This is a genomic window from Reyranella sp., assembly GCF_044224635.1.
In the GTDB taxonomy this organism is placed as follows: domain Bacteria; phylum Pseudomonadota; class Alphaproteobacteria; order Reyranellales; family Reyranellaceae; genus Reyranella.
In genome coordinates this window covers 1-13,270 of record NZ_JBGAKA010000093.1, presented here as the reverse complement: position 1 = coordinate 13,270, position 13,270 = coordinate 1, and the positions used below count along the sequence as shown (strand labels likewise).

Genomic DNA, 13,270 nt, shown 5'->3' with positions numbered 1-13,270 from the left:
TGGCAAGCAGTCGCCTCGAAACCGTAAACTGGGTCGAGCAGAACACCGCACCGGAGAGGGACCATGCCGCTCGAGATCAAGAAGACCGTGAAGCAGATGGTCGACGAGGCAAATGCCGCGATCGAGACCTTGCCGCTCGCCGAGGCGATCAAGGTCCATGGCCAGCCTGGCGTCACCTTCATCGACATCCGCGATCCGCGCGAGCTGTGGCGCGATGGCACGATTCCCGGCGCGATCAACGTCACGCGCGGCATGCTCGAGATGTGGATCGATCCGCAGAGCCCCTATGCCAAGGACTATTTCCAGAGCGGCAACAAGTTCGTGTTCTTCTGCGCCGGCGCGTGGCGCTCGGCGCTCGCCACCAAGACGGCGCAGGACATGGGCTTGACGCCAGTCGCCCATTTCGAGGGCGGCTTCGCCGCCTGGAAGAAGGCCGGCGGGCCGGTCGAGAAGGTCGAGCCGAAGAAATAGGATCGCCGGCATGAGTCCCGACAGCGTGCTCGTGCCGCAGCCGACCCTCGACGACTTCCCGGAGTTCGTGTCGATCCCGCGGCGCGTGGCAGAGAACGCCCGCGCCTGGCCCGACAAGCGCGCCGTCGTCTGTGAAGACAAAGCCCTGACCTGGCGAGACTTCGACCGCCGGGTCGACAAGGTGGCGCACGCGCTCGCCGGCATGGGCGTGGGCCGTGGCGACAAGGTCGCCATCCTGGCGGCGAACTCGGTCGAGTATCTCGAGGCGTTCATGGGCGGGCTCAGGGCTGGCGCGTGCGTCGTGCCGCTGTCGACCATGGCGGCGGCCGATGCGCTGGAGAAGATGCTCGACGATTGCGACGCCAAGGTCCTGTTCCTGTCGGATCAATATCGCTCCCTGGTCGGGCCCTATGAGGCGCGCCTCGGCAAGCTGATCGAAGGTGGGCGCATCGCGTTCGACTTCGCGCGCGCCGGCTGGCGCAGCTACGAGGCGTGGCTGGCGCCGGCGAAAGATGCCTCCTTCGACATGTCGCTGGGGGCGCTCGACGACTTCAACATCATCTACAGCTCGGGCACGACCGGGCTGCCCAAGGGTATCCTGCACAGCCACGTCATGCGCGACATGACGGCAGCGCGCTTCGCGGCGTTCGACTACGGGCCGGACACGATCTCGCTCGCCTCGACGCCGCTCTATTCCAACACCACCCTGGTCGCCGTCCTGGCGACCCTCGGTCTTGGCGGCACGACGATCCTGATGCCGAAGTCCGACGTGGTGGGATTCCTCGAGATCGCCGAACGCGAGCGGGTCACCCACGCCATGCTGGTGCCGGTGCAGTACCAGCGTATCCTGGCGCATCCCGACTTCGGCACGTACGACCTCGGATCCTTCAAGGCCAAGCTGTCGACCAGCGCGCCGCTGCGCGCCCAGGTCAAGGCCGATTGCCTGGCGCGCTGGCCCGGCCGGCTGATCGAGATCTACGGGCTCACCGAGGGCGGCGCGGCCTGCACGCTGGAAGCCAATCTCTTTCCCGACAAGCTTCATACGGTGGGCAAACCAGGGCTCGGCAGCGAGATCGTCGTGCTCGACGAGCAGGGCAGGGTGCTGCCGCAAGGAGAGGTCGGCGAGCTGGCCGGCCGCGCCCAGCTGATGATGAAAGGCTACTACAAGCAGGCCGACAAGACGCGCGATCTGTTCTGGCACGACGCCGAGGGCCGGCTGTTCTTCAAGTCGGGCGACATGGGCCGCATCGACGAGGACGGCTTCGTCGTGCTGCTCGATCGCAAGAAGGACATGATCATTTCCGGCGGCTTCAACGTCTATGCCGCCGACATCGAGGTGATGCTGCTCAGGCATCCCGACGTGATCGACGTCGCCGTGATCGGAATCCCGAGCGAACAGTGGGGCGAAGTGCCGATGGCGCTCTGCGTGCGCCGGGCGGGCGCCTCGGCGAGCGAGGCCGAGATCCGCGACTGGGCGAACGGCCGGCTCGGCAAGACGCAGCGGCTGGTGGGAGTCGAGCTGCGCGACTCGCTGCCGCGCAGCACCATCGGCAAGATCATGAAGCGCGAGCTGCGCGAGCCTTACTGGGCCGGCCGCAGCGCCAGGATTTGAGGCGACAATGACCGAACCGACACTCCGTACCTCCCACCTCTTCACGCTCCGCCTGACGGTCGACCCGAACTTCACCGAGGTCGGCGAGACGCCGTACGGCCGGCGCCGCATCGGCATCGTCACCGGCGGCACGTTCGAAGGCGAGGAGCTGCGCGGCAGGGTGCTGCCGGCGCCGGGCGGCGACTGGCTGCTGCTGCGGCGCGACGGCATCCTGATGCTCGACGTGCGCATCACGCTCGAGACCGACGACGGCCATCTCGTCTACATGAGCTACCGCGGCATGCGGCACGGCCCGGCCTTCGTGATGGAGCAGCTCAACCGCGGCGAGCCGGTCGACCCGGCGCAGTATTATTTCCGCACGACGCCGTGGTTCGAGACGTCGTCGGAGAAATACCGCTTCCTCAACCGCATCGTCGCCGTCGCCACCGGCCGCCGCGATCCCACCGGCCCGGTCTACGAGGTGTTCCAGGTGTTGTAACGCAATAAGCAAAGGTCCCTCGCTACGCTCGGGATGACAGAATCGATGTCAACCCGGGGCGCGCCACTCCAGTGGCGCGCCCCCAGCAAGTGATCATGTCGCCGCAGCAATCCTCTCCAGCACCGGCAGGATGTACTCGCGGAACTTCGCCGGGTATTCGCTCATCGGGAAGTGGCCGAGCTCCTTCATGATCTGGACCTCGACGCCGGAAATCTGGCGGGCGGTGCGCAGCGTGTCCTGAGGCGTGCAGGAGAAATCGTACTCGCCGGTCAGCAGGTAGAGCGGGCACACGGTGGTGTCGATCGCCTTGACCTTGTCGCGCAGGTCGCCGTCGACGCGATAGAAATAGAGGTCGCCCCTGAATACGCCGGGGCCGCTCTGCATGTACATCCAGAGCGTTTCGTGGCGGCTCACCACAGGGCTTTGGGGCGCGATCAGCCCGGACACCAGGGCGGCGCACACCTCGCCGCCATGCACGTCGGGACGATGCAGCCAGGCGGTGTCGTACCAGGGTTGCTGGAAGTCAGCGGCCTCGAGCGCGATCAGCGCCCGGAACTCGCGGGCATGGGCGATCGCGAGATTGAGCACGATGCGGCCGCCGATCGAGCAGCCCATCACCACCGGCCGATCGAGTTCCATGGCCTGGCAGAAGGCGCGGATCGCTGCTGTGTAGGACGCCGTCGTGAGGCGGTATTCGTCCTTCTGCCAGCCGTCGGGCGGCGTCGATTTGCCGTGCCACGGCATGTCGAAGGCGAGCACGCGGAAGCGGTGCGTCACCTCGGGATCGCTCATCAGATGGCGGTATTGGCGGCCGTCGGCGCCGGCGGTATGCAGGCAGACCAGGGGAATGCCGTGTCCAGCCTCCTCGAAATAGATCCGGTGCGGGACGCCGTCGATCTCGGTCCGCAGGTAGCGGCCGGTCATCGGCTCGAGGACAGGGGCCATGGCTCAGTGGCCCTCCGACAACCGACGGGGCAGAGCCAGCAGGTCCTTGAAGTACTGCAGGTTCTGCAGCAGCGGCCGCAGGTCGCCGTCGATCGCGGCGACGCCCCGCTTGGTGAGGGCGAACAGGTCGTGCCACCCCGGCTCGGGGACACGCTGCCAATGGCGCTGCCAGGCCTCGTCACTGCCGCGAATCGAGAAGGCGACCGAGCCCATCAGTCGCGGACCGCGCGCGAACTCCTCGAGCTCGCCGCCGCGGATCGCGAGATGGAAAGGCTCATTGCCGATCTTGACCCGGCACTCGGTCTCGATCCAGCGGCCGCGCCGACGCAGGTCGAGGTCGGCGGCAAGGAGTTCGGCCAGGCGCCCGAATCGCTGGACCGGCGTCATTCGCGCAGGACGTAATCGATCGACGAGCCGTCGTGCGCCGGGAAGGACGACTTCACCCATCGGCCGCGATCGTCGAACCACTGATCCATGCGGATGTCGCCAGTATAATGGTAGCGCATGGCCTGCACGACGTTGCCGTTCGCGAGATTGACCGCCTCGCGGCCGACCGTGGTGACCTGGGTCTTCGACCTCGTCCCGTACTGGGTATTGAGCAGGGCCGACTGGCCGACCTGGCCCATGTTCCAATGCGTTGTCGGCATCAGAGTGGCGGGCAGCACTTCACGCGCGAATGTCGAGGGTTGCAATCCCTGGTCACTGGTCGTGGCGGCGGCCACGGTAACCGGGGGCGAATGGCGCTCGACGGCAAGACCGTCGTTAGCGCGCTTGACGCTCACGCTGTATTTCTGGCCGTTGTCATCGGTGCGCGCTTCGAGCGCCTGCAGCGCGTTGTTGCTCCACACTTCCTTGCTGTTGTGCTGGTAGCGGTAGGCGACGACGCCCAACGCTTTGACGGCAAGATCGACGGCAACGATCACCGTCCGGCTGGCGCCGTCCTGCTGGAACGTCAGCGTATGCTGGCCGATCGGCTGGCCATTGCGATAGACGTCGAACGTCTGGCTCCGGCCGTACGGGAACTCCTGGGCGGCGGTGGGAGCGACGGCGGTTCCTGATACGATCAGCGCGAAGGTTGCTGTGAGACTGCGCATATGTCTCCTCGGACGCCTTGCCACTATAGACTGAGACCGGCCCCCGGATCACGCAGTAACTCGCGGTTCAAACGACCCGCTCTGCTCGCAGCTTTCGTATGGCGGTTGAATCGTAGCCAAGCTCCTCCAGGATCTGGTTGGTGTGCTCGCCGAGCTGCGGTGCACGGCGGCGGATGCTGAGGGGGGTGCGGGAGAGCCGGACCGGCTCCTGCAGGATCGGAACCGGCTTGTCGGCGCCGGGGTAGTCCATGCCGTGCATGAAGTTGGCCTGCTGGATGTGCGGATCGTCGAGCGCCTGCTGGGGCGTGTAGACTGCACCGGCGGGGATCCGGTTGGCCTCGAGCTCGGCCAGGGCCTGCTTGACGGTTCGCGCCTCGCACCATTTCTGCATGATGGCCGACAACGCCTCGCCATTGTCGCCGCGCGCCAGATCGTCCTTGAAGCGCGGATCCTGCAGCAGACTCTCGTCGCCCATCAGCTTGCACCAGCGCACGAACAGGGGCTGGCCGATGGTCATGGCGTAGATCCAGCCATCCTGGCACTTGTAGGAATCGGACGGGCCGGCGGTGAAGCCGCGATTGAGCGTGGCGATGCGGTTGAGGTTCAGCATCGCCTGCTCGATCAGGTGCCCGTTGGTGATGTTGACCGCGGTGCGCAGCAAGGCCGTCTCGACCTTCTGGCCTTTGCCCGACTTGGCCCGATCCATCAGGGCGGCCAGCACGCCGACGGTATTGAGCAGCGCGGTGCCGAAATCGACAAAAGGGGCGTTCATCCGCGTCGGCACCTTGCCGTCGCCCGACAGGAACATGGCGCCCGACATCGCTTGGCCGATCGTGTCGAAGCCGACGCGCGTGGCGTAGGGACCCTCCGAGCCGAAGCACGAGGTGGTGGCGAGGATGATGCGCGGATTGATGACGGAGATCGTCTCGTAGTCGATGCCCATCTCCTGCAGCGTCTCGTACGGCAGGTTGGCGATGACGACGTCCGATACCGCGATCAGCTTCTTCACGATCTCGCGGCCGGCTGGCTTCATGGGATTGAGCGTGAGGCCGAGCTTGTTGCGGCCCATCTGGAGGAACATGGCGCCTTCGCCGCCCTCGACGACCGGCGTCACCCAGCGGTCCTCGCTGCCTTCCAGCTTCTCGATACGGATTACCTCGGCGCCGAGATCCCCCAGCATGGTGCCGCAGAACGGGCCAGCGATGTAACGGCCGAAATCGAGAACGCGAATTCCCTCGAGCACCCCGGACATGAACGCCGCCTCCCTGTCGTTGCGCCTCCCGGCGCTGCTGTGGGGACCATTAGCAGAGCCGGCCGCATCGGGGGAGCGAGCATTGCGGCGCCGGCCGTTCGATGCTGCGCAGGGCAGAACGGGCCTCTGCGCAATCGTTGCGCGGCTGACCTTGGCAGGTGCCAGCCGGTCAGCCGGTCTGGGGTGTCAGCCGAAGAACGTGTTCGGCTTCAGGAAGAAGGCGATCATCAGGCAGCCTTCGTCGGTCCACGCGTCGTGCCGGCTGCCGGCGCGGCGCCAGACATATTGGCCGGCACGGCAGGTGCCGGAGTGATCCGAGAAGGAGCCTTCGAGCACGAAGGTCTGCTCGAGGGCGACATGCTCGTGGTGGGGCAGTCGTGCACCCGGCGCCCAGCGCATCAGCACCGTGCGCATGCCGCTCTCGGTCTCCATCAGGATCTTCCAGTCGATGCCGGTGAAGCCGGTCGGCTGCCACGGCACGCTGGGCACATCGACGAGGGCCGAGTCGGCGGGCGAATCGGGCAGGGTGCCGGGCTGCAGCGTTTCGACGTTCATGCGTTGGCCCTCTGCTTGGCGGCGGTGAGCGTGCCACCGCGTATGACATGGCCGGGCAGGGGCCGGCCGACGACCTCCTCGGCGAGCCGGGCGACCTCGATCAGACGGTCGATGTCGAGGCCGGTCTCCACGCCCATCTCCTCGCACAGGAAGGCGAAATCCTCGGTGCAGATGTTGCCGGCTGCGCCGTCGGTGGCGGCGAACGGGCAACCGCCCAGTCCGGCGATCGACGCGTCGAACCTGGTGACGCCGAGCCTCAGGCCGGCATAGGCGCTAGCCAGCCCGGTGCCGCGTGTGTCGTGCAGGTGCAGCGCGATCTCGAGCTCGGGCCACTTCGAGCGGATGGCGCCGATCAGGCGCTCGACCGAATGCGGCGTGGCCCAGCCCATGGCGTCGGTGAGCTTGATGCCCTTGAGCTTGAAGCCGGCAAGCTCGGCCTCGTCGATGGCAAGCTGCACGCGCTGCAGGATCAGCTCGGTCGACAGCACGCCTTCATAGTTGCAGCCGAAGGCGCCGAGGATGATGCCCCAGTCAACCGGCATGCCGCGGTCCTTGAAGGTCTGGAGCGACATGCGCTGCTCGACCATAGCGTCGGGCACCGACTTGCCGATGTTCTTGCGCGAGAAGGTGTCCGACGCGGTGACGCGCACGCCGCCATCGACGTGCAGGGGCCCGCGCAGCGCTCGTTCGAGTCCCTGCTGGTTGAGCCACAGGGCGCTGTACTGGACGTCCGGCTTGCGCCGGATGGCGGCCGCCACCGCCTCGGCGTCGGCCATGGTCGGCACGCGCTTCGGGTTGACGTACGATACGCAGGCGATGCGGCTGAGCCCGGTCTCCGCCAGCGCCTCGATGAGGCGCACCTTGTCGGCGACCGGGATCATCTTCTTCTCCGACTGGAAGCCCTCGCGCGGGCCTTCCTCGTCGATGGTCACACGCTTGGGCAGATCGGACATCTGTCCTTCCTCCTCAGCCCTCTTCCTGGAATGCCTCGTCGCGCGCTTTCTTGATGCTGGGCAGGGCCATGATGACGAGCAGCACGGCGGTGGTGATCAGCAGCCCGAGGCTGATCGGCCGCTGGATGAACACCATGGGATCGCCACGCGACAGAAGCATGGCTCGGCGGAAATATTCCTCCATCTGGGGGCCCAGGACCAGGCCGAGCAGGAACGGCGCGCCCTCGCAGCCCAGCCGCGAGAAGATGTAGCCGAGTACGCCGAAGCCAGCCACCTGCATGACGTGGAACGTGCTGTTCTGCAGGCTGTAGGCGCCGATGCAGCAGAACAGCAGGATGGCCGGGGCGAGGAAGCGGTAGGGCACCGTCAGGAGCTTCACCCACATGCCGATCATCGGCAGGTTGATGATGACCAGCATCAGGTTGCCGATCCACATCGAGACGATCATGCCCCAGAACAGGTCCGGCTTCTTGGTCATCACCTCGGGGCCGGGCTGGATGCCCTGGATGATCATGGCGCCCACCATCAGCGCCATGACGGCGTTGGACGGGATGCCCAAGGTCAGCATGGGGATGAAGGATGTCTGGGCGGCGGCATTGTTTGCGGCTTCCGGTGCGGCAACGCCCTCCACCGCACCCTTGCCGAACTCGCCGGGATTACGGGAAATCTTCTTTTCCAGCGTATAGGCCGAGAACGCGCCAAGGGTCGGGCCGCCGCCCGGCAGCACGCCGAGCATGGATCCCAGGGTCGTCCCGCGCAACACCGCCGGAATGGATCGTCTGATCTCCTCGCGCGTGGGCCACAGGGAGCCCACTTTCATGGCACCTCCCGTGCGCGACAGATGTCGCTCGAGATTGACCACGATCTCGGCAATGCCGAACAACCCCATGGCGATGGGCGCGAAGTCGATGCCGTCGCTCAATTCGGGAATGTCGAACGTGAAGCGTTGGGCGCCCGTGTTGACGTCCGTGCCGACCAGGCCGAAGAGCAGCCCGAGGAAGACCATGGCAATGGCCTTGAGCACCGAGCCGCTCGCCAGGACGACGGCCGCCACCAGGCCGAGGGCCATCAGGGAGCAGTAGTCGGCCGGCCCGAATTTCTGCGCCATTCGGGTCAACGGTTCGGCGAAGATCACGATGATGATCGTGCCGATCGTGCCGGCGAAGAACGAGCCGACGGCCGAGATCGAGAGCGCCGCGCCGGCGCGACCCTTGCGCGCCATCTGGTAGCCGTCGAGGCAGGTGACGACCGACGAGGATTCGCCCGGCAGGTTGACCAGGATCGAGGTGGTCGATCCGCCGTAAGCCGCGCCGTAGTAGATGCCGGCCAGCATGATCAGCGAAGCCGTTGGCGGCAGATGGAAGGTGATTGGCAGCAGCATGGCAATCGTCGCCACGGGACCGATGCCGGGCAGCACGCCGATCAGGGTGCCGACCATGCAGCCCAACAGGGCATACAGCAGGTTCTGCAGGGAGACGGCGACGGATAGGCCGAGCAGCAGATTGTTCAGAAGCTCCATGTCACCACACCCCGCGCACGATGGAGATGTTCATCCCCAAGCCGACCTTGAACACCACTGTACACAGGATCGCCAGAACGACCATGTTGCCGATCACCTCCGTGAGCTTGAACTCCTCACCGCCGGCTGAGGCGACCAGCACGAGAACGACGAGGGCCGGGAGAAGGCCGGCGCGCTCGAAGAGAAGCGCGAAGCAGATGATGCCGAGCGTCACCATGGTGATCGGCTTCCACCTGGGTCGTTCGACGGCCTCGCTGCCGGAGACCAGGGCGACCACGCAGATCAGGCCGCCCAGACCGAGAAGAATGAAGGACAGCATGCGCGGGACGTAGCCCGGCCCCATGCGGACGGTGGTGCCTATGGCCAACTTCTGCCCGAAATACAGGGCAGCAAGCCCGAAGGCGATGAACATCAGCCCGGACAGGAAGTCCTTGCTCAGGAGTCGACTCAACGATGCCTCCCCGGCGCGCGCAGCGTCAAACAATGTGTTGTTGGGCCCGAACCCCCGAGCCGTCGTAAAGTCTACATAAACACAATTATGTCGATTTGCCCAAGTGCGAATTGGCGGCCGCGACAAAGCGTGATTGGTGGCGCGCTGTGAGACTGGATTCACCAGGGTGATACAATTTCATCGACTTGCAGAGCTTGTGATTCTTGGCTGACCCGCTCACCGGCCGTGGCAATGTCGACGTCCGTCAAGGCGACGTTAGGCGAAGGGCGGTTCATATTGCGTGGGCGCGGGCGAACGAGCACACTCGGACCAATGTGAATGACCGTTCAGGGGCTGCGGGTGGCGAGACGCGGGGCAGAATACATCGGAACGATGGCGGTGCAGGAGAAGCACCGTTTCGACGAGCGATCTCTCGATCGGTTCATGGTCGAGCACGTGCCGGGGTTCGTTGCCCCGGTTCAGGTCGAGCAGTTCAAGGGTGGGCAGTCGAACCCGACCTATCGCCTGACCGACGCGGCCGGGCGCCGCTACGTGCTGCGGCGCAAGCCACCCGGCAAGCTCCTGCCGTCGGCCCATGCCGTCGACCGCGAATTCCGGGTCATTTCGGCGCTCAACCGGACCAACGTTCCGACGCCGCGCGCCTATGCCCTGTGCGAGGACGACAGCGTCGTCGGCACGGCCTTCTACATCATGGAGTTCTGCGACGGCCGTGTGCTGTGGGACCCGTTGTTGCCGGAGGTGCCGCGCGAGGGCCGTCTCGCCATCTACCGCGCCAAGCTCGAGACCTTGGCCCGCCTGCATGCGGTCGACTACGCCGCCCTGGGCCTTGCCGATTTCGGCCGGCCGGGCAGCTACGTGGCACGCCAGATCTCGCGCTGGGGCAAGCAGTACAAGGCCTCGGAGACCGAGACGATCGCCGCTATGGACCGGCTGCTCGACTGGTTGCCGGCCCACCTGCCGGCCAACGACGAGACGGTCCTGGTGCACGGCGACTACCGGCTCGACAACATGGTCTACCATGCCACCGAGCCGCGCGTGCTGGGCATCATCGACTGGGAGATCTCGACACTCGGAGATCCGCTGGCCGAGCTCGCCTATCTCTGCATGCTGTGGCGCACGCCAATGGATTGGGGCGGCCTCGCCGGCCATGACTTGGCTGCGCTTGGCCTGCCGGGCGAGCGCGAAATGGTCGACTATTACTGCGCGCTGTCCGGACGCGCCGTCCCTGATCGCGCGCTGTGGGATTTCTATATGGCCTACAATCTGTTTCGCGTATCGTGCATCCGCCAGGGCGTCTACGGCCGGGCGCTCGACGGCACGGCCTCCAACCTGCGCGCCGCCGAATCAGGCAAGCTGGTGCGTCCGGCGGCCGAGCTTGCCTGGAGCATCGTCGAGGGAATCGCGGGAGATGGGCGATGACGCCCAAGCGTAACGCCCAGCGTGCGCCCGACGCCGCAATCACCACCGATCGCGAGGCGCAGCGTCCGCCGGTCGAGGCGATCCGCGCCGCCGCCTTCGCCCAGTTCGCCGAACGTGGCTATCCGGTGGTCACGGTGCGCGACATCATGAAGGCGTGCGGGCTCACCCAGGGGGCGCTGTACAATCATTTCCGCTCCAAGGACGAGCTGCTGCACGACATCATCGCCTCGACCCAAGGCGAGCTCGAACGACTGTGCCAGCAGGCGGTGGCGGGCGCGGGCGACGATCCGGCAGCTCAGCTCGCGGCGTTCGTGCGGGTCTATGTGGCGCGCCACTGCCGGCTCAGGGTGGAGGCATTGGTCGCCAACCGTGAGATCGGCTGGCTGAGCGGCGAGCGGGTCGCCGACATCCGGCGCAGCCGCCGGGCCATCCGCGACATCCTGGTCGGTATCCTGTCGCGCGGCACCGAGCGCGCGGCGTTCGAGCCGCCGCGCATCGACGGTCGCAGCGACCTCAAGGCGATCGCCATGGCGCTGCTCGACCAATGCACCCACGTGTCCATGTGGTACGGTCCTGGCGGCATGCTGAGCGAGGAGCAGATGGCCAAGCTTTACGCCGACATGGCCTTGCGCGCGGTCGGCGCAAGGACGAAGTAGGAACTTCGTCCAACCAACGGGAGCAAGGTCCGGCATGCGGGCTCGTCTCGAGGCGCTTCTTCTCTCCATCCTTCTGATCACAGCCTGCACGCCGGAGACGGCGGGCGCTCCGCCGGCGACGTCGCGTCCGTCCGACGCTTCGACGGCCAACGCGAGTGTAGCGGTGCCGGCCAGTCGCTGGCATGTCGTGCTGATCGCCGGCGATAACGATAGCCCGGCCTTCGACAACGGCGTGCGGACGATGCGCGACAAGCTCGCCAGCCGGGGCGTGCGTGACATCCAGGCCTTCACGTCCAATCCGGCGGCCAACCCGTCGCTGCCGGTCGCCACGGCGGCCAATGTGTCGGGCGCGCTGCGCGGCGGCGGCGGCGAGGCCTGCCTCGCCTTCATCACCAGCCATGGCGACCAGTCCGGTTTCGTCCTCAAGCAGGCCCGCGGCACGGTCGGCCCGTCGACACTCGATAATGCACTCGACGCCGGTTGCGGCACGCGGCCGACCGTGGTGGTGGTCTCGGCCTGTCACAGCGGCGTGTTCCTGACGTCGGCGATGCGCCAGCCCAATCGCATCGTGCTGACCGCCGCGGCCCCCGAGCGCGCCAGCTTCGGCTGCGGCGCGAGCGACCGCTACACCTATTACGACCAGTGCCTGCTGCAGCAGTTCGATGCGGTGTCGACCTGGCAGCAGCTTGCCCAGGCGACCGAGGCCTGCGTCGACAACCTCGAACGTCGCATGGGTGTCTCGCCGCCGTCGCGGCCGCAGACTTTCGTCGGTTCCGCCGTCGCCGGGCTGCGGCTGCCCGGGCGGTAGGCGCACGAAGACGAAAGGTCCCCCGGGGTCTCAAACGAAGTGCAACACCTTGCTAGAAGGGTGTTGTCATGGGAACCCACTACAAACAACTCACGCTCGATGAACGGTGCGATATTGCCGTGCTACGTCGAGCGGGCCAGTCGATCCGTCAAATCGCTGCAGCTTTGGATCGCGCGCCATCGAGCATCTCTCGCGAGCTGAAGCGGCCGGTAGCCAGCCGGCTGGCTACCGGCCGGCCTTCGCTCACCAACAGGCTCGAGCCCGGCGATGGTCTGGCTCGCGCCTGGATCGCGACCCGGTGCTGCGCGCCAGCGTGCTCGACCGTCTGAGCAAAGGCTGGTCGCCCGCTGCCGTCTGCGGCCGCCTGGCGCTCGAGCATCGTCGGCCGGTGATCGGCTGCGAGTCCATCTATCGCTTCATCTACGCTCAGCTCAGGCGGACCAAGGACGGCCGCTGGCGTCACTATCTGCCACAGGCCAAGGGCCGGCGAGGCCACCGGCGCCCGCGCAGCCGCAGCCCCGCCTTGGCAATCAAGCACCGCCTGCCCATCGATCATCGTCCCCAGGAAGCCCTCGATCGCTGCCAAGCCGGCCACTGGGAAGCCGACTTCATGCTGTTCTCCCGCCCCCGACAATCCATCCTGGTCCTGCACGAGCGCACTTCGCGCTTCACCGCAATCGTGCGCACCCCCAACCGCCGCGCTCAACCGACCGCCAATACAATCGCCCAATTCTTCGCCCTCATGCCCCCTCAACTCCGCCGATCTCTAACTTTCGACAACGGAACCGAGTTTGCCGAGCATCATCAGCTGCATAAAAGCTCCGACCTGCAGACCTTCTTCTGCGATCCCCATTCGCCGTGGCAAAAGGGCGGCATCGAGAATGCCATCGGCCGATTCCGACGCCTCTTGCCCAGGACCACTGATCTTAAGGCCGTCAAACCCAAAGACATCGCTCGCTTCATCCACGCCTACAATCACACGCCTCGAAAATGCCTGGACTTCCACACTCCCGCTGAGGTCTTCTCAAAACTGTTGCACTTCAAACGAGAATCCACA

At 66.1% G+C, this 13,270-nt stretch carries 15 protein-coding genes and 1 pseudogene; 8 read left to right on the top strand and 8 right to left on the bottom strand.

Translation table 11 applies throughout. The features are described from left to right. The first annotated feature begins 63 nt into the window (after positions 1-63). From ACILR9_RS38100 to ACILR9_RS38090, 3 genes are read left to right on the top strand one after another with little or no spacing between them, the layout of a single operon-like run. Positions 64-471: a rhodanese-like domain-containing protein gene (locus ACILR9_RS38100; RefSeq protein WP_395715221.1), complete on the top strand. Its 408-nt coding sequence runs from the start codon at positions 64-66 to the stop codon at positions 469-471. Between the two features lie 10 nt (positions 472-481). Further along, positions 482-2,083 (top strand): class I adenylate-forming enzyme family protein, encoded by a 1,602-nt coding sequence (locus tag ACILR9_RS38095; RefSeq protein ID WP_395715220.1) that lies wholly within the window; start codon positions 482-484, stop codon positions 2,081-2,083. Between the two features lie 7 nt (positions 2,084-2,090). Continuing rightward, positions 2,091-2,561 carry a DUF3237 domain-containing protein gene (locus ACILR9_RS38090; protein WP_395715219.1) on the top strand — a complete coding sequence of 157 codons (471 nt, stop codon included), beginning with the start codon at positions 2,091-2,093 and terminating at the stop codon, positions 2,559-2,561. A 93-nt stretch (positions 2,562-2,654) separates the two neighbouring features. Here the strand turns inward: ACILR9_RS38090 and ACILR9_RS38085 are convergent, their stop codons facing one another. From ACILR9_RS38085 to ACILR9_RS38050, 8 genes are all read right to left on the bottom strand, one after another. Continuing rightward, positions 2,655-3,506, bottom strand: a complete 852-nt coding sequence (locus tag ACILR9_RS38085) for an alpha/beta fold hydrolase (RefSeq protein WP_395715218.1) — start codon at positions 3,504-3,506, stop codon at positions 2,655-2,657. A gap of 3 nt (positions 3,507-3,509) precedes the next feature. Next, positions 3,510-3,893 (bottom strand): hypothetical protein, encoded by a 384-nt coding sequence (locus ACILR9_RS38080; RefSeq protein ID WP_395715217.1) that lies wholly within the window; start codon positions 3,891-3,893, stop codon positions 3,510-3,512. Beyond that, positions 3,890-4,600: a DUF6134 family protein gene (locus tag ACILR9_RS38075; RefSeq protein WP_395715216.1), complete on the bottom strand. Its 711-nt coding sequence runs from the start codon at positions 4,598-4,600 to the stop codon at positions 3,890-3,892. The genes ACILR9_RS38080 and ACILR9_RS38075 overlap by 4 nt, the downstream gene beginning before the upstream one ends. A 67-nt stretch (positions 4,601-4,667) precedes the next feature. Beyond that, complete coding sequence (locus ACILR9_RS38070; RefSeq protein ID WP_395715215.1) at positions 4,668-5,852, bottom strand: CaiB/BaiF CoA transferase family protein; 1,185 nt, start codon at positions 5,850-5,852, stop codon at positions 4,668-4,670. Between the two features lie 186 nt (positions 5,853-6,038). Then, on the bottom strand, positions 6,039-6,407 hold the full coding sequence (locus tag ACILR9_RS38065; RefSeq protein ID WP_395715214.1) for a cupin domain-containing protein: 369 nt from the start codon (positions 6,405-6,407) through the stop codon (positions 6,039-6,041). Beyond that, on the bottom strand, positions 6,404-7,360 hold the full coding sequence (locus ACILR9_RS38060) for a hydroxymethylglutaryl-CoA lyase (RefSeq protein ID WP_395715213.1): 957 nt from the start codon (positions 7,358-7,360) through the stop codon (positions 6,404-6,406). The genes ACILR9_RS38065 and ACILR9_RS38060 overlap by 4 nt, the downstream gene beginning before the upstream one ends. A 13-nt stretch (positions 7,361-7,373) precedes the next feature. Then, positions 7,374-8,879 (bottom strand): tripartite tricarboxylate transporter permease, encoded by a 1,506-nt coding sequence (locus tag ACILR9_RS38055; RefSeq protein WP_395715212.1) that lies wholly within the window; start codon positions 8,877-8,879, stop codon positions 7,374-7,376. Position 8,880: 1 nt separating this feature from the next. After that, on the bottom strand, positions 8,881-9,330 hold the full coding sequence (locus ACILR9_RS38050; protein ID WP_395715211.1) for a tripartite tricarboxylate transporter TctB family protein: 450 nt from the start codon (positions 9,328-9,330) through the stop codon (positions 8,881-8,883). A 318-nt stretch (positions 9,331-9,648) separates the two neighbouring features. Here ACILR9_RS38050 and ACILR9_RS38045 point away from each other — a divergent pair, with 318 nt between their 5' ends. From ACILR9_RS38045 to ACILR9_RS38025, 5 genes and pseudogenes are all read left to right on the top strand, one after another. Next, positions 9,649-10,749: a phosphotransferase gene (locus ACILR9_RS38045; RefSeq protein ID WP_395715210.1), complete on the top strand. Its 1,101-nt coding sequence runs from the start codon at positions 9,649-9,651 to the stop codon at positions 10,747-10,749. Then, positions 10,746-11,405 carry a TetR/AcrR family transcriptional regulator gene (locus ACILR9_RS38040; RefSeq protein ID WP_395715209.1) on the top strand — a complete coding sequence of 220 codons (660 nt, stop codon included), beginning with the start codon at positions 10,746-10,748 and terminating at the stop codon, positions 11,403-11,405. The genes ACILR9_RS38045 and ACILR9_RS38040 overlap by 4 nt, the downstream gene beginning before the upstream one ends. Positions 11,406-11,439: 34 nt before the next feature. Next, positions 11,440-12,213 carry a C13 family peptidase gene (locus ACILR9_RS38035; RefSeq protein ID WP_395715208.1) on the top strand — a complete coding sequence of 258 codons (774 nt, stop codon included), beginning with the start codon at positions 11,440-11,442 and terminating at the stop codon, positions 12,211-12,213. A 68-nt stretch (positions 12,214-12,281) separates the two neighbouring features. After that, positions 12,282-12,374, top strand: a pseudogene (locus ACILR9_RS38030) (helix-turn-helix domain-containing protein); the annotation flags it as partial. Positions 12,375-12,391: 17 nt separating this feature from the next. Beyond that, the coding region (locus ACILR9_RS38025; RefSeq protein ID WP_395715222.1) for an IS30 family transposase at positions 12,392-13,270 on the top strand (879 nt) is incomplete at its 3' end.